13 protein-coding genes and 1 pseudogene are annotated in these 16516 nt (G+C 65.6%); 7 read left to right on the top strand and 7 right to left on the bottom strand.

Annotated features, from left to right (window positions below; genetic code table 11):
• Window positions 1-3: 3 nt before the first annotated feature.
• Window positions 4-885 carry an N-carbamoylputrescine amidase gene (aguB, locus tag G7026_RS06280; protein WP_181069905.1) on the top strand — a complete coding sequence of 294 codons (882 nt, stop codon included), beginning with the start codon at window positions 4-6 and terminating at the stop codon, window positions 883-885.
• A 106-nt stretch (window positions 886-991) separates the two neighbouring features.
• Window positions 992-2092 carry an agmatine deiminase gene (gene aguA, locus G7026_RS06275; RefSeq protein ID WP_181069904.1) on the top strand — a complete coding sequence of 367 codons (1101 nt, stop codon included), beginning with the start codon at window positions 992-994 and terminating at the stop codon, window positions 2090-2092.
• 7 nt (window positions 2093-2099) lie between these two features.
• Here the strand turns inward: aguA and otnI are convergent, their stop codons facing one another.
• The 5 genes from otnI to G7026_RS06250 are packed head-to-tail and all read right to left on the bottom strand — an operon-like array spanning window position 2100 to window position 6435.
• Entirely contained in the window at window positions 2100-2876 is a 777-nt protein-coding gene (otnI, locus tag G7026_RS06270; RefSeq protein WP_181069903.1) for a 2-oxo-tetronate isomerase, read from the bottom strand.
• A gap of 5 nt (window positions 2877-2881) precedes the next feature.
• On the bottom strand, window positions 2882-3523 hold the full coding sequence (otnC, locus tag G7026_RS06265) for a 3-oxo-tetronate 4-phosphate decarboxylase (protein WP_181069902.1): 642 nt from the start codon (window positions 3521-3523) through the stop codon (window positions 2882-2884).
• Window positions 3520-4791 (bottom strand): 3-oxo-tetronate kinase, encoded by a 1272-nt coding sequence (gene otnK / locus G7026_RS06260; RefSeq protein ID WP_181069901.1) that lies wholly within the window; start codon window positions 4789-4791, stop codon window positions 3520-3522. The genes otnC and otnK overlap by 4 nt, the downstream gene beginning before the upstream one ends.
• Before the next feature lie 2 nt (window positions 4792-4793).
• Window positions 4794-5777, bottom strand: a complete 984-nt coding sequence (gene ltnD / locus G7026_RS06255) for an L-threonate dehydrogenase (protein WP_375138188.1) — start codon at window positions 5775-5777, stop codon at window positions 4794-4796.
• Window positions 5725-6435 (bottom strand): FadR/GntR family transcriptional regulator, encoded by a 711-nt coding sequence (locus G7026_RS06250; protein ID WP_181070335.1) that lies wholly within the window; start codon window positions 6433-6435, stop codon window positions 5725-5727. The genes ltnD and G7026_RS06250 overlap by 53 nt, the downstream gene beginning before the upstream one ends.
• Before the next feature lie 191 nt (window positions 6436-6626).
• On the opposite strand from G7026_RS06250, the gene denD reads away from it, so the two are divergent.
• Both denD and G7026_RS06240 read left to right on the top strand, forming a co-directional pair.
• A complete protein-coding gene (gene denD, locus G7026_RS06245) occupies window positions 6627-7583 on the top strand; it encodes a D-erythronate dehydrogenase (protein ID WP_181069899.1) in 957 nt (318 codons plus the stop codon).
• 58 nt (window positions 7584-7641) lie between these two features.
• Window positions 7642-9048 (top strand): GntP family permease, encoded by a 1407-nt coding sequence (locus tag G7026_RS06240; RefSeq protein WP_181069898.1) that lies wholly within the window; start codon window positions 7642-7644, stop codon window positions 9046-9048.
• Window positions 9049-9063: 15 nt separating this feature from the next.
• Here the strand turns inward: G7026_RS06240 and G7026_RS06235 are convergent, their stop codons facing one another.
• Together G7026_RS06235 and desA are read right to left on the bottom strand one after the other, a co-directional pair.
• Window positions 9064-10059 carry a GGDEF domain-containing protein gene (locus G7026_RS06235; RefSeq protein ID WP_181069897.1) on the bottom strand — a complete coding sequence of 332 codons (996 nt, stop codon included), beginning with the start codon at window positions 10057-10059 and terminating at the stop codon, window positions 9064-9066.
• 136 nt (window positions 10060-10195) lie between these two features.
• Window positions 10196-11386: a delta-9 fatty acid desaturase DesA gene (gene desA, locus G7026_RS06230; protein WP_181069896.1), complete on the bottom strand. Its 1191-nt coding sequence runs from the start codon at window positions 11384-11386 to the stop codon at window positions 10196-10198.
• A gap of 407 nt (window positions 11387-11793) precedes the next feature.
• On the opposite strand from desA, the pseudogene G7026_RS22780 reads away from it, so the two are divergent.
• The 3 genes and pseudogenes from G7026_RS22780 to G7026_RS06220 all read left to right on the top strand — a co-directional run.
• Window positions 11794-14583 (top strand): annotated as a pseudogene (locus G7026_RS22780) (PAS domain-containing protein); the annotation flags it as partial.
• Window positions 14575-16032, top strand: a complete 1458-nt coding sequence (locus G7026_RS22775; protein ID WP_375138193.1) for a PAS domain S-box protein — start codon at window positions 14575-14577, stop codon at window positions 16030-16032. The pseudogene G7026_RS22780 and the gene G7026_RS22775, both read left to right, overlap by 9 nt.
• Before the next feature lie 64 nt (window positions 16033-16096).
• Window positions 16097-16483: a response regulator gene (locus G7026_RS06220; RefSeq protein WP_181069894.1), complete on the top strand. Its 387-nt coding sequence runs from the start codon at window positions 16097-16099 to the stop codon at window positions 16481-16483.
• Window positions 16484-16516: the final 33 nt, after the last annotated feature.

Genomic DNA, 16516 nt, shown 5'->3' with positions numbered 1-16516 from the left:
TCCATGTCCCGTATCGTTACCGTTGCCGCCACCCAGATGGCCTGTTCCTGGGATCGCGAAGCGAACATCGCCAACGCCGAAAAGCTGGTCCGCGAGGCGGCCGCCAAAGGCGCGCAGATCATCCTGATCCAGGAATTGTTCGAGACGCCCTACTTCTGCCAGAAGCCGAATCCGGAGTACCTGCAGCTGGCCACCTCGGTCGAAGAAAACCCGGCCATCCAGCACTTCCAGAAAGTCGCCGCCGAACTGCAGGTGGTGCTGCCGGTGAGCTTCTTCGAACTGTCGGGACGCGCGCGCTTCAATTCCATCGCCATCATCGATGCCGACGGCAAGCTGCTCGGCGTCTACCGCAAGAGCCACATCCCGGACGGCCCCGGCTACCACGAGAAGTACTACTTCAACCCGGGCGACACCGGCTTCAAGGTGTGGAACACCCGTTACGCCAAGATCGGTGTGGCCATCTGCTGGGACCAGTGGTTCCCGGAAACCGCCCGCAGCATGGCGCTGATGGGGGCCGAACTGTTGTTCTACCCGACCGCCATCGGCAGCGAGCCGCATGACTCCACCATTTCCTCGCGCGACCACTGGCAGCGCGTGCAGCAGGGCCATGCCGGTGCGAACCTGATGCCGCTGATCGCCAGCAACCGCATCGGCCGCGAAGAGCAGGACGGCTACGACATCACCTTCTACGGCTCCTCGTTCATCGCCGACCAATTCGGCGCCAAGGTCGAGGAATTGGACGAAACCAGCGAAGGCGTGCTGGTGCATCAGTTCGACCTCGACCAGCTCGAGCACATCCGCAGCGCCTGGGGCGTGTTCCGCGATCGCCGGCCGAACCTGTACAGCCCGATCCGCACCCTGGACGGCTCGCAGCCCTCCAACTGAGCCACCGCCATCCGTAGGGTGGAAACCGCGCAGCGTTTCCACCGCTAGGCCAACAGTCGGTGGAAAAGGCCTGCGGCCGTTTTCCACCCTACACACGGACATCACCATGACCACCCTGACCACCACGCCGCGCACCGACGGTTACTTCATGCCCGCCGAATGGGCCCCGCACAGCCAGACGTGGATGGTCTGGCCGCAGCGCCCGGACAACTGGCGTAACGACGGTGCGGATGCGCAGGACGCCTTCGCCGCGGTGGCCAAGGCCATCGCCCGTTTCGAGCCGGTCACCGTCTGCGCCACCGCCGGGCAGTATCACGTCGCCCGCGCGGCGCTGGACGATGCGCGCATCCGCGTGGTGGAAATGAGCACCGACGACGCCTGGGTGCGCGACACCGGCCCGACCTTCGTCATCGACGGCAAGGGCGGTTTGCGCGGCGTGGACTGGACCTTCAATGCCTGGGGCGGCCTCGACGGCGGACTCTATGCCGACTGGCAGCGCGACGACGAAGTGGCGCAGAAGATTCTCGAGATCGAGCGCTGCGACCGCTACCGCACCGAGGGTTTCGTGCTCGAGGGCGGCTCGATCCACGTGGACGGCGAAGGCACTCTGATCACCACCGAGGAATGCCTGCTCAACCGCAACCGCAATCCGCACCTGTCCCGCGAGCAGATCGAAAACGTGCTGCGCGAGCACCTGGCGGTTGACAGCATCATCTGGCTGCCCCACGGCCTCTACAACGACGAGACCGACGGGCACGTCGACAACTTCTGCTGCTTCGTGCGCCCAGGCGAGGTGCTGCTGGCCTGGACCGACGACCCGGCCGATCCCAACTTCGAGCGTTGTCAGGCGGCGATGGCCGTGCTTGAAAAGGCGCGCGACGCCAAGGGCCGGGCCATCACCGTACACAGGATGCCGATCCCCGGCCCGCTGCACGCCAGCGCCGAGGAATGCGCCGGCGTGGTGGCGCTCGACGGCAGTCAGCCACGCGACCCTTCGGTGCGGCTGGCCGGCAGCTACGTGAACTTCCTGATCGTCAACGGCGGAATCATCGCGCCGGCCTTCGGCGATCCACTGGATGCCCAGGCCGAACGCATCCTGGCCGAGGTGTTCCCCGAGCACCAGGTGGTGATGGTGCCGGGCCGGGAGATCCTGCTCGGCGGCGGCAACATCCACTGCATCACCCAGCAGCAGCCGTTGCCGCGCTAGCGGAGCCTCAGCGCCAGGGCGCGAACCAGCCTAGGCCGTCTTCGGTGAGGCCGCGCGGGTTGTACTCGCAGCCGATCCAGCCGTCGTAGCCGGCCTCGTCGAGCAGGGCGAACAGGTAAGGGAAGTTCACCTCGCCCAGGTCCGGCTCGTGGCGATCCGGCACCCCGGCGATCTGGATGTGCCCGATACCCGCCTGGTGGCGCCTGAAGCAGACGGTCAGGTCGCCCTCCATGATCTGCGCATGGAACAGGTCCAGCTGCACCCGCAGGTTCGGCTCGCCCAGCTCGGCCAAAATCGCATGGCCCTCGGCCTGGCGGTTGATGAAGTAGCCCGGAATCGAGCGGGTATTGATCGGCTCGATCAACAGCGTCAGGTCGTGCTCGGCCAGACGCCGCGCGGCATAGCGCAGATTCTCCAGGTACACCTCACGCATCCGTGGGCGCTGGCGCTCGTCGCTCACCAGCCCCGCCATCGCGTGCAGCCTCGGGCAGCCCAGGGCGCGGGCGTATTCGACGGCGCGGTCCACGCTCTCGCGAAATTCCGCCTCACGTCCCGGCAGGGCCGCGATGCCCCGCTCGCCCGCGGCGAAATCGCCCGGCGGCAGGTTGAACAGCACCTGGCTCAAGCCATGCTCGGCCAGCCGCTCGGCCAGCTCGGCCGGCGCGAAGTCGTAGGGAAACAGGTATTCCACGCCCTTGAAGCCCGCGGCGGCGGCACGGCCGAAGCGCTCCAGGAAGGGGGCGTCGTTGAACAGCATGCTGAGGTTGGCAGCGAATCGTGGCATAGCGGTCACCATTGAGCGCCGAAGGTCTGGCGCAGTTCTTCGATCTGGTCATCATCGAGCGGGCGTACCGGCTGCTGACGCAGCAGCAGGTACAGCTTGGCGGTTTCTTCGAGTTCTTCGATCGCGTAGGTAGCCGCCTCCAGGCTCTTGCCCGAGACGACCGGCCCGTGATTGGCGAGCAACACCGAGCTGTGCTGCCCGACCAGCCCGCGAATCGCCTCGCCCAGCTGCGGATCGCCGGGACGGTGATACGGGATCAGCGGCAGCCTGCCGACACGCATGACGAAATAGGGCGTCAGCGGTGGCAGGCAGGAGGTCGCGTCCAGGCAGTCCAGACAGGACACCGCGGCCGAGTGGGTGCAGTGCAGGTGCACGATGGCGCCGGAGTCTTCACGGCCCTCGTAGACGGCTCGGTGCAGGAAGGCCTCCTTGGATGCCGGCTTGCCGGCCAGGTGGTTGCCTTGCCAGTCGAGCTTGGCGATATCGCCCGGGTCCAACCGCCCGAGGCAGGCATTGGTCGGCGTCAGCAGCCAGCCGTCGTCCAGGCGCGCGCTGATGTTGCCCGAGGAACCGGGGCTTAGCCCGCGGAGGTAGAGCGAACGGCCGATTTCAACGATTTCTTCGCGCAGTGCGCTTTCTTCGCTCATGCGAGCATCTCCCAGGCCTTGACCATGAAATCGGCGCTGCCGAAGTTGCCGGACTTGAGCGCCAGCGCTAGCGGCCGCCCGGATTGGCCGAGCGTCTGGGTCCAGGGCACGCCGGGATCGATGCTCGGCCCGATGCGCAAACCCTCGATGCCCAGCGCGCCGACCACCGCACCGGAGGTCTCGCCGCCGGCCACCAGCAGTTGGCCTACGCCCTGCTGTTCGACCAGCTCGCGCGCAATCGCCGCCAGCGCCGCTTCGATGCGCTCGCCGACCTGCTGGGTGCCGAACTGCTGCTGCACGCGGCGGACTTCCTCGGGTGGGCTGCTGGCGTAGATCAGTATCGGCCCTTGTCGCTCGGCGGCCCAGGCCAGCGCCTCGGCGACCACCGCGTCGCCACGGGCCATCAGCTCGCCGGCCTCGAGGCGAAACGCGGGATACACGGCCGCAGCCTGCTCGATCTGGCCGAGGGTAGCCCGCGAACAGCTGCCGCTGAGAATCGCCTGGCGACCCCAGCCCGTCTCCAGCCGACTGGCTTCGCCGCTGGCCGTGAGCAGTCCCCTGGCCTGCCAGTCCTGGGCCATGCCCAGCGCCAGTCCGGAGCCTGCGGTGACCAACGGCAGATCGGCGCAGGCAGCGCCAAGCACCGTGAGATCCTGGTTGTCGATGGCGTCGCTGATGGCGATGCCGACGCCTTCGGCACGTAGCGCGGCGATTCGCTGGCGGGTCGCCTCGACGCCAGTGCGCAGGGTGCGGTAGTCGATCAGGCCGACCTTGTGTGCGGTCTGCGGTTGCAGCACACGCAGGAGGTTGGCGTCACGCATGGGTGTCAGCGGATGGTCCTGCATGCCACTTTCGTTGAGCAGCACGTCATTGGCGAACAGGTACCCGTTGAAGATGCTGCGGCGGTTTTCCGGAAACGCCGGGCAGGCCACGGTGAAATCGCTGCCCAGGGCCTGCAGCAATGCATCGGCGACTGGGCCGATGTTGCCTTCGGCGGTGGAGTCGAAGGTCGAGCAATACTTGAAGTAGAACTGCCGGCACCCCTGCTGGCGCAGCCAGTCGAGGGCCTGCAGCGACTGCGCGACCGCCTCGGCCGGCGCCAGGTTGCGCGACTTGAGCGACACCACCAAGGCATCGGCCTCGCCCAGTTCCAGCGGCCGGCGCGGCACGCCGATGGTCTGCACGGTGCGGGCGCCGCCGCGGACCAGCATGCTGGCAAGGTCGGTCGCGCCGGTGAAATCGTCGGCGATGCATCCGATCAGGGGCATGGTCACATCTCCTCGTTGGCAGCGGAAGGCAGGCGGATACCCGGGAAGATCTTCGCCACGGCGATGTCGTCCTCTCGCCCCAGCCCGGCGGCCGACGCCTGCTTGAACATCTGGTGTGCGCTGGCGGTGAGCGGCAGCGGGAAGACGGCGTCCTGTGCGCTGTCGAGCACCAGGCCCAGGTCCTTGACGAAGATGTCCACCGCCGAGCGCGGCTGGTAATCACCGGCCAGCAAGTGCGGCACGCGGTTTTCGAACATCCAGGAATTGCCGGCGCTGTGGCTGATCACGTCATACAGCGCCTGCGGATCGCAGCCCTGGCGTATGCCGTAGGCCATGGCCTCTGCCGCGGCGGCGATGTGCACACCAGCCAGCAACTGGTTGACCAGTTTGATCTGCGAGCCCTGCCCGGCTTCGTCACCCAGGCGGTAGATCTTGGCGGCTACCGCCGCAAGCGCCGTTTCGGCCCTTTCGAACGCGGCGGCAGGGCCCGAGGCCATGATCGTCAGCTCGCCGGCGGCGGCGCGCACGGCGCCTCCCGAGATCGGCGCATCGAGCATCAGCACCTGCTGCTCGGCCAGCCGCGCCGATATGCGCCGGGCAGCGGCGGCAGAAATGGTCGCGCAGGCGATCACCACGGCTCCCGGACGCAGGCGTGCGGCGATGCCCTGCTCGCCGAACAGCAACTGCTCGGTTTGCGCGGCGTTGACCACCACGATGAACAGCAGGTCGCCGGACGCAGCGCTATTGGCCAGCGCGGTCACCGGTTGGCCGCCCTCTGCGACGAAGGCCTGACACACATCCTCACGGATGTCGTAGCCCCATACCGGCAGTCCGGCTCGCAACAGGGAACGCGCCATGCCCAGGCCCATGGAGCCCAGGCCGACCACGCCAACGCTGGATATCGCTGTCATCTGGTGAGTCCTCTTGTGGTTGTTATAAGGAGATGTCGGCCTCGCTTTGCGCTTCACGCAGACGGGCTTCGGCATTGTGCAGATGGGTGGAGGCCGCGCGCCGCGCCGCCTCGCTGTCACCCGCGTCGATCGCGTCGAGCAGCGCGTGGTGCTCCCGGTCGACCTGGTGCATGTAGCGGGCGTTACGCGCCTCGTTGCGACGGGTCACGCTGATCGCCTGCTGCACCAGCTGATGCAGGAAATCGATGGTTTCGAGAAAGTGCTGGTTGCCGGTGGCAGCGACCACCGAACGGTGAAAGGCGAGGTCTTCGCGCACCCCGTCCTCCCCCCGCTCGACCGCCTCGTCGAGCTCGGCCAAGGCGTTGCGCATCGCCCGCAGCTGAGCGTTGGTGCGGCGCGCCGCGGCCAACTCGGCGGCCTTGATCTCGAGGGCGCTGCGAAGCTCGAGGATTTCCACCACGGCCTCGAAGTTGCCCTGCGGCGGCGACAGGCGCAGCGCCACGGAGGGGTTGGGGACGACGAAGGTGCCGCTGCCCTGGCGCGAGGTGAGCATGCCCTCGCGCTTGAGCATCGAAATGGCCTCGCGCACCACGGTGCGGCTGACACCGTACTGCTCGCACAGCGCCTGCTCGGTGGGCAGCCGCGTTCCGGCGGTCAGCTGACCTTCATGGACCGCCGTGCTCAGGCGCTTGGCCAGTCGTTCGGCCAGCTTGGGGGTGGCGTCGTTCAGCATATTCACTCGGGCTCCCGGCAACCATCACGCGTTTTTGCCAGCACTGCGGACAAAGGAGAACGGTGCGAACGGTTGCGCCAACGTTAAATTCATCATACAACATGACAACTACCTGTCACCTGATTCGTCGATAACAAGAATGGGCGTGCCACATCACTGCCCGAATATTCTCCTGAAGCGGAGTGCGATGCATGAAGATCCTGGTAACCGGCGGTGCCGGCTTTCTCGGTGCCCGTCTGATCGAGGCGCTGCTGGCGCCCACTGCGAACGACCTGCTGCCCGCTGGCGGCACCATCGTCTCGGCCGACCTGGCGCCCTGCCCGGTGGATGATCCGCGCGTGGTCTCGCACACAGGCGATGTTTCCGATCCGGCCTTCATCGCCTCGTTGATCGATCCGAGTACGACCCTGGTCTATCACCTGGCTGCGGTCGTCAGCGGCCAGGCCGAGGCCGATTTCGACCTCGGCATGCGGGTCAACTTCGATGCGACCCGCACTCTGCTCGAGGCCTGCCGCCAGCAGGCGCAGACGCCACGCTTCGTCTTCGCGAGCTCCCTGGCGGTATTCGGCGGGCCGATGCCCGAGCAGGTGCCCGAATCGCTCGCGCCGTTGCCGCAATCCTCCTACGGCGCGCAGAAGGCGATGGCCGAACTGCTGATCAACGATTATTCGCGCAAGGGCTTCGTCGACGGCCGCGTGTGCCGCCTGCCAACCATTTCCGTGCGTCCTGGCAAGCCCAACGCCGCAGCCTCGTCGTTCGCCAGCGGGATTCTCCGCGAGCCCCTGTCGGGCGAGGCGAGCAACTGCCCGGTGCCGCTCGATACCCGCCTTTGGCTGTCGTCCCCACAGACCGTTATCGATAATCTGCTCCATGCCGCGCGCCTGGACGGCCAGGCGCTGGGCCTGCGCCGCACCCTCAACCTTCCCGGCATCAGCGTGAGGGTCAGCGAAATGCTCGACAGCCTTGCCCGCGTCGGTGGCGACGCGGCGCGTGCGCGGGTCGGCTTCGAGCCGGACGAGCGGGTACAACGCATCGTCTGCAGCTGGCCCGGCGATTTCGACATCGAGCGACCGCTGCAGCTGGGCTTTCGCGTCGACGCGGACTTCGACAGCGTCGTGAAGGCTCACCAGCGCGATATGAATCGCTAACCAAGCGGCGCCAACCTGGCGTCGTCGCTCCATCCAATAACAACAAGAGGGGTTTCCAATGGACGCAACTTCCATCGCCGGTCCACAGCTGATGGTCGGCCTGGTCATGGCCATCGTCGTGCTGATCGTGCTGGTCCTAAAAACTCGTATCCATGCGCTGCTGGCGTTGATCATCGCCGCGTCTATCGCCGGCCTGGTCGGCGGCATGGCACCCGACGCGCTGGTCAAATCCATTACCACCGGCTTTGGCGCCACGCTGTCGACCATCGGCCTGGTCATCGGCTTCGGCGTGATGATGGGCCGTCTGCTGGAGGTCTCCGGCGCGGCCGAGCGCATGGCCTACAGCTTCGTTCGCTGGCTGGGCAGCAAGCGCGAAGAATGGGCGATGATGGTCACCGGTTATATCGTCTCGGTGCCGATCTTCTGCGATTCGGCCTTCGTCATCCTCAATCCGCTGGTGCGTGCCCTGTCGCGCAACACCGGCAAATCCATGCTCACCCTGGGTATCGCGCTGGCGGGCGGCCTGATGCTGACCCACCATGCGGTGCCGCCGACCCCGGGGCCACTGGGCATCGCCGGGATATTCAACATCGATGTCGGGCTGATGATCTTCTGGGGCGTGGTGTTCACCATCCCCGGGATGTTCGTGCTGGTGGCTTACGCGCGCATCATGGGTCCGCGCATCGAGGCGATGATCGCCCAGAGCGGTCAGCCGCCGATCGAGCCGGCCGCCGCCTACCGCGAGGTGCTCGAACGCGCCGATGCCCGCGAGGCCGAGCTACCGCCGCTGTGGCTTTCGATGCTGCCGATCCTGCTGCCCATCCTGCTGATCTTTGCCAACACCCTGGTCGTCACCATCACCAAGCTCAACGGGGACAGCACCCTCGCCCAGAGTCTGTTCGGGCAAATCATCGCGTTCGTCGGGAACCCCGTGATCGCCGTCGGCCTCGGCGTGATTGCAGCGCTCTACGGTCTGGTGCCGCGTCGCCCGCGCGATGAAGTCATCGCGGAAATGGAGAAAGGTGTGGAAAGCGCCGGGATCATCCTGCTGGTGACCGGGGCCGGGGGAGCGCTCGGCGCGGTGTTGCGCGACAGCGGCGCAGGCCAATACATGGGGGAGTGGGTTGCTACCCTGCCGATGCCAGCGGTGCTGATTCCCTTCGTGATCGCCTCACTGGTGCGCCTGATCCAGGGTAGCGGTACGGTCGCGATGATCACCGGGGCGTCCATTGCAGCACCGATCCTGGCCTCGATCCCCGACGTCAACATGGTGTTCGCTGCTCAGGCCGCTGCCATCGGTTCGATGGTCTTCAGCTATTTCAACGACAGTTACTTCTGGGTGGTCAACCGGATGCTCGGCGTGAAGAACGCCAAGCAACAGCTGCTGACCTGGTCAGTCCCGTCCACCCTCGGCTGGCTCAGCTCGCTGCTCACCCTGCTGCTGTTCAACGCCATCCTGGGCTGACCGGACGTCAGCGCCTCAGGTAAGAACGATCTGGTTCTTGCCCTGGCGCTTGGCCTGGTACATGCCGGCGTCGGCGCGGGCGAAGAGGCTGGTCAGCAGCAGGTCATTGGCATGGAGCGAGGTCAGACCCAGGCTCACGGTGACGCGGAACAGCCGCCCTTCGGAGACGAAGCCCAGGCGCCGGATCTCGCGCTGCAGGCGCATCGCGATCTGCTCAGCCAGATCCGGTGCGCAGCCGGGCAGCACCGCGGCGAATTCTTCGCCCCCGATCCGCCCGAACAGATCGCCCCGGCGCAGGGTCGACGCGCCGCACTGGGCGATCTTCTGCAATACCTGGTCGCCCATCGGGTGGCCGTAGGTATCGTTGATCCGCTTGAAATCATCGATGTCCAGCAACAGGAACGCCAACGGGGTAGCGTACTGACGGGCATGGTCGAATTCACGCTGGGCGCATTCGAAGAAGTGCCGACGATTGCTGCTCTGGGTGAGCACATCGGTGGTCGCCAGGCGTTGCAGTTCGCCTTCGAGCTGCTTCTTCTCGGTGATGTCTTCAGCGATGCCCACCACCAGGGGGCCCTTGCCATTCTCGCTGTCACGGGCGATGAAGCACTTGTCGCTGAGCCAGCGCAGCTGGCCATCGCCGCGAATGATGCGGTATTCGCGCTCTTCCACCGCGCCCGAATCGAGCACGTCGAGCATGGTCTTCTGGGCGTATTCCACATCGTCCGGATAGATGCTGTTGCGCCACTCGGCGTAATCGGCCAGCAGCAGCGCGGCCGACCGGCCAAACACCCGTTCGTAAGCGGGGCTGACGTAGATCATCCGCTGGGCTTTCCAGTCGAAAGCCCATAGCACCGCATTAAGGCTGCCGAGCAGCGAGCTGAACATCTGTTCACGTTCGCTGAGCCGTGCGACTTCTGCTCGCGCATGCATCAGCGCCAGCAACGTTTCCGCTTCAGTCCCCGGCAACAGCCCCATTCCCGTACCGCCTTGCTCTCCCAGCAGACTCATGACTGCATACCCAAAAAGGCCGGCTCCAGGACACCTGCAGCCGCGTGTGGGGGGCCACCCCGTAAGATGCCTTTCAGAAAGCGTCCCCGTGAGCAAGTTCCCTCAGGTACGGCCTCCCAGACCGTGCCTGAATGTGTCATGCCAGAGCGGGTGCTGGGCGTAGCGAATAGGTCTTGAGCTGCTCGGCGAATTCGCGCAGAGACTGGATGCCGCTGGCCTCGGCCTCGTGGATCCACTGCTTGATCGCCGCCAGCATGTCATGGCCGTTGGCGCTGGTCTTGGACCAGATCTGCTGCAGCGCCAGACGCTTCTCGTAGATCACCCGCAGCGACTGGCTCTGCTCGAGCATGACGGCGATGCGTGCGTGCTGGTCGTCGTGCAGCAGGCTTGGCTCACGCGACAACAGGCGCTTGGCGCGGTGGAAATGGTGGCGTACCGACGCATCGGCACGGGCCAGCTCCAGGCGCACCAGCGGCGCGATCACCAATTTGCGGTACTGGGCCATGATCTGGAAGCGGTTGTTGAGGATGGCCATGGCAGTGTCCATGTCCAATTGGCCCTTGCCCTCGACGCGGTGGGCGATGGGCGCGACGCGATTGACCTTGGCCAGCCTCAGCAAACTGAACAGGCGTATCCAGGCCCAACCCATGTCGAACTCCCACTTGCGGACCGACAGCTTGGCCGAGTTCGGGTAGGTGTGGTGGTTGTTGTGCAGCTCTTCGCCGCCGATGAGGATGCCCCAGGGCACCAGGTTGGTCGCGGCGTCGCGGCATTCGAAGTTGCGATAACCCACCGCATGGCCCAGGCCGTTGACCACCCCGGCGGCCCACAGCGGGATCCAGATCATCTGCACCGCCCATACGGTCAGGCCGATGACGCCGAACAGCGCCAGATCCAGGCCAAGCATCAGTACGATGCCGAGGTTGGGAAAGCGGCTATAGAGGTTGCGCTCGATCCAGTCATCCGGGCAGTTCTTGCCGTAGATGCGCAGCGTTTCCTCGTTCTTGGCCTCCTCCATGTACAGCTCGGCGCCGCGCCGCAACACAGTCCCCAGCCCTTTTTGTACCGGACTGTGGGGATCGTCGGCGGTTTCGCATTTGGCGTGGTGCTTGCGGTGGATGGCGGTCCACTCGCGGGTATTCATGGCGGTGGTCAGCCACAGCCAGAAACGGAAGAAGTGTTTGAGCGCAGGGTGCAGCTCCAGCGAGCGGTGCGCGGAGTAGCGGTGCAGGTATACCGTCACCGCGACGATGGTCACGTGCGTCACGGCCAGCGTGACGGCCACGAGCTGCCAGACCGACAGGTTGAGAAGACCGTTGTACCACATAGCGTATCTGTTGCCTCGGATCGTGAAGTGGGCAGGCTCGGGCGACCTGCACTGCATTATCAGGCCGAAGATCAATAACACCAGCCCCCCTGCCGATAGAAAACAACCGATCGTCGCTCCGCCTGACGATACCCGGCCCGCAAAGGAACCGTCGCCCTGCTCGACGGTATTCGCACGCCGCGAACCATGCGTCTTCGCGGCCTGCTCGACCGATCGAAGACCGTTTCGTCGGTATCTTCGGGCGCCGCCCCGGAACATCGACGGGATGTTTCAGACCAGCCCCGCAGCGAGACGCTAGACTTCCTTCGGTGGTGCGCGAGAAAGATGCTCCCGCGAGCGCCGCGCGCTTGCCAGCGAGCGCCCCTGGCCATCACTCTTGGGCTGTACCGTAGCAATGCGTTGCGCGCATGGCCACCGGCCAGACGCACGCGAAAGCCCTCATTGCACAACCTCAAGCGGCGCTCGTTCGAAAAGCCTGTATGACAACAACAAAAACCATTGGCACATACCTGTCTCCCGTTACCCCCCTGCTCATCGGCACGCTCCTGCTCAGCCTGTTTTTCGCCTTCCTCGCCTATGACGGCTATCGGGTACGCGACGGACTGTGGCAACAGCAGATGGAAAGACAGGGGCGTTTCCAGACGCAGGCGCTGCAGAATGCACAACAAGCTTTGCTCAAGCAGGCCGAGTCGCTGGCCGGCACGCTGGCGCACGACACCGAGATGCTCGAGGTGGTGCGTCAGATCGATGCACAACTGCGTAGCGGTGCCGCTACCGACGCACCCGCCGTACAGGCCCTGCGTCAGCGCCTTCACGCAATACTCGCCCCGTCCTGGCAGGCCATGGCGCAACACCAGGTACGGCAGCTGGATGTGTACTGGGGCGAGGCCGGCAAGACCCTGCTGCGTCTGCACGATCCGCAGGCTCATGGCGATGACGTGGCCCAGCACCGCGAATTGCTGCGCAGCGTGCTGGAACAGGGGCGCCCCGCCTCCGGCCTGGACATCGCCCGGCACGGCGCCGGTAACCGTGCGATCGTTCCCCTGCGTGCCAGCGACGATCCGACCAGCGCGGTGATCGGCGCCCTGGAGGTCGGCCTGGACATCCTTCCGGATCTTGACGTGCTGCAGAAGCAGCTCGACGCCGGTCTGGCATTGATCGTCGATCGCCGGACGCTCGAACAGAGCCTCTGGAAGAAGCCGCAAGGCCAGCCGCTCGGCGACGGCGGTGACTGGCTGCTCGACAGCCGATCGGCCGACGAGCTGCCCGACTGGGTCGAGCGAAAGCTGCTGTCCTCGTCGGAGCAAGGGTCCGCGGCCCGTCAGCTTGAGTCCGGCAACCGATATTTCCTGCTCAACCAGCTCTCGCTACGCGACGTCCGCGGAGAACAGGATCCGACCCGTCCACCGCTGGCCACGGCGATGGTCTGGCATGACATCAGCGAGCAACGCGAGGAACACGAAGCGGGCAACCATCGGCTGTTTCGCAAATGGGCCAGCGCCTGGCTACTCGCCGAACTGCTGCTACTGGCTCTGATCCTCCTGCATCGCTGGCGGCTGAATGCCCAGCGGGAACACTTGCTCGCCCGTGAGCATCAGCAGCGCGAGCGCGCGGAACTGCTCGAGCGCACCCAGAAGATCACCAGCCTGTTGCCGGGTATGGTCTACCAGATGATCCGCACGGCCGAGGGCGAGTACAGCTTTCCCTACGTCAGCGAAGGCTGCAGGGAACTCTACGGGGTGAGCGCCGAGGCGCTGATGCAGAACCCCTCGCTGGCCTTCGCCCGTATCCATCCGGACGATCTGGGCTCCGTACACCAGACCATCGGCGACTGGTCGGCCAAGTTGCGTTCGGGCAGCTTCGAATACCGCATCGTCCACCCTCAGAAGGGCACGATCTGGGCCGCCGGCTACGCCACCGCAGAAGCACGCGACGATGGCTCGGTACTCTGGCATGGCTTCATCGCCGACACCACCGAACGCAAGGCGATCGACCAACGCATCAAGGTCGAGCGCCAGCGCATGACCGGCGTCCTGGAGGCAACCCAGGCCGGAACCTGGGAATGGAACGTGCAGACCGGCGCTCTGACGATCAACCCGCGCTGGGCGGAGATCGTCGGCCATACCCTGGAGAGCCTGGCACCGATCGACATCGCCATCTGGGCGCGCATGGTCCACCCAGACGACGAGCTCGCCGCGGCCGAGGCTCTGGGCTGGCACTTCCACGGCGAGCAGGCGTTGTTCGAGCATGATTACCGGATGCAACACCGCGACGGTCACTGGGTCTGGGTGCGCGCACGCGGTCAGGTCCTGAGCCGCAACGCCGAAGGCGAGCCACTGATGATGTACGGCACGCTCAAGGACGTCAGCCGCGAGCGCGAGCAGGAAGACGCCATCCGTCGGACACGCGCCTTCCTCGAAGCCGTGGTCGACTCGTCGTCGGAAGTCGCGATCATCGCCACCGACCCGAAGGGCACGATCACCCTGTTCAACGCCGGCGCCGAGCTGCTGCTTGGCTACCAGGCCCACGACGTCGTCGGCACGCTCAACGCCACGGCGCTACTGCCCGAAGCGCAACTGGCCGAGCGCGCCCGCGCCCTCAGCGCCGCACTCGGCCGTCCCATTGAAGGCTTCGAGACGCTCTCGGCGATCGCTCGCACCGGCACGCCCGAAACTCGCCATTGGACCTACCCACACAGGAACGGTACGGTCCGCCAACTGAACCTGACCATCAGCACCATCACCGACGCCAATGGCCAGCTCATCGGTTTCCTGGGCTTTGCCAGCGATGTCACCGAACTGATGGAAACCACCCGCGCGCTACAGAAGAGCGAAAGCCGCTTCCGCGCCATGGTCAGCAACCTGCCGGGCGTGGTCTACAACAGCCGCACCGATGACGGCCAGACGATGAGCTACCTGAGCGAGGGGATAGAACGTCTGACCGGCTACCGGGTCGACGAGCTGATCGACAGTCGGGTACGCAGTTTCGCCAGCCTGGTTCACCCCGAGGATCGCCCGGCCTTCGACGCCCCCCGGCAGCTGCAAAGGGAGAATGTCTTCGAACGCACCTACCGGCTGGTCAACGCCGAGCAGCAAGTGGTCTGGGTCCGCGAGCAAGGCCGCGCGCAACGCAATCGCAAGGGCGAGATCATCGGTTACGACGGCTTCATCTGGGATATCTCCCAGCGGGTGCTGGCCGAAAGTGCATTGCGCCTGACCCAGGAGCGCTTCGCCGCGCTCTACCGCCTGGCGCCGGTGGGCATCATGCTGAGCCGGCTGTCAGACGCCAGAATGCTGGAGTGGAACCCGCAGCTGTGCCGGATGAGCGGCTACGACGACTCGGCCCTGACCAACCTCGACTTCCTGAGCCTGATGCCCGCGCTGGCCGGCGACTCGCAGGCTTTGAACGCCCTCATCCGCGACGGCTTTCATGGCCCCTACGAAACACTGCTGCGCCACGCCGACGGGACCCAGGTACCGGTACTGCTCAACGGCGCGCTGATGACCGGCGACGATGGCCAGCCGCTGGTCTGGTCGATCATCCAGGACATCACCGAGCGCGCCCAGGCCGAGCAGGAGGTACAGGAACGCGAGCGCTACCTGCGCCTGCTGATCGCCAACGTCATCGACGCGATCATCATCACCGACAACAACGGCACCATCGAGACCTTCAACCATGCGGCCGAGCGCACCTTCGGCTATCTGGAGCACGAAGTACTCGGCCGCCCGCTTTCCCTGCTGCTGCCGGAAACGGTCGCACTGTGTAACGGCCAGCCGGACGACCACCTGTCCGAACGCCAGGCGCTGGATCGCGAGCTGACCGCGATCCGCCGCGATGGCGAGCCGTTTACCGTCGAGCTGCGCGTTTCGCAGGTCAGCCATGACGGAACACGCAAGTACATCGGCCTGGTACGCGACATCACCGAGCGCAAGCGCATCGAGCGCATGAAAAGCGAATTCGTCTCCATCGTCAGCCATGAGCTGCGCACGCCGCTGACCTCCATCAGCGGCGCGCTGGGGCTGATCAACGGCGGCGCGCTCGGCGAGCTGTCCGGCCCGATGCGACAGATGCTCGGCATCGCCCATCAGAACAGCCTGCGCCTGGGCCGACTGATCGACGACCTGCTGGACATGGACAAGCTGGTCGCCGGCAAGATGGCGTTCAATCTCCGGCCGTTGCCGCTGGCCCCGCTGCTCGAAGAGGCCCTGCGCAGCCACCAGGCCTACGCGGAACAGCACCAGGTGCGCTTCGTCCTCGAGCCGGTGCGCGATTGGCAGGTGATGGCCGACGAGACACGGCTGGAACAGGTGCTGGCCAATTTCCTGTCCAATGCGGCCAAGTTCTCGCCGCCCGGCGAAGTGGTCATCGTTGCGGTCCGCGCGCAGGGCAACGGGGTACGGGTCAGCGTGACCGACCGCGGCCCCGGCATCGCACCGGAATTCGAGACCCGCATCTTCCAGAAATTTTCCCAGGCCGACTCCTCCGACACCCGCCAGAAGGGCGGTACCGGCCTGGGATTGGCGATCAGCAAGGAACTGGTGGAACGCATGCACGGACGCATCGGCTTCGACAGCAGGCCAGGCCAGGGCGCATCCTTCTGGTTCGAGCTGCCGCTGGCCGACGAGGTCGCGGAGACCACTCGGTGATGCTGGCTGCTTTCCGCAGGCGGTCATGCCAGCATGGGCAAACTACACTCATTGGGGCGAGACGATGAACGAGCTGAGGCGAATTCTGCATGTCGAGGATGATCCCTCCATCCAGGCGGTGACCAAGGTCGCGCTGGAGGTGGTCGGTGGATTCGAGGTGTTGTGCTGCTCGTCCGGCCCGGAAGCCCTGGAACAAGCCCTGGGCTTCGCGCCCGACTTCATTCTGCTCGACGTGATGATGCCCGGCATGGACGGCCCCGAAACCCTGGCGCGCCTGCGTGAACGCCTCGCCCTGGCAGACATCCCGGTAGCCTTCATGACGGCCAAGGTGCAACCCAACGAAGTCGAGTACCTGCGGGGCCTGGGTGCTCGGGAAGTGATCATCAAACCCTTCGACCCCATGCTGCTGGCAGGCCAGGTAAGGTCCATCTGGCAAGCCGGGCGAGGTTGATGGCGCCGCCGGAACAAACACAATGAGCCGAGC

The sequence above is a fragment of the Stutzerimonas azotifigens genome, assembly GCF_013522725.1.
Taxonomy (GTDB): Bacteria; Pseudomonadota; Gammaproteobacteria; order Pseudomonadales; family Pseudomonadaceae; genus Stutzerimonas; species Stutzerimonas azotifigens_A.
Note: the sequence above shows the minus strand (reverse complement) of the source record. Positions and strands in the feature narration are given on the sequence as shown.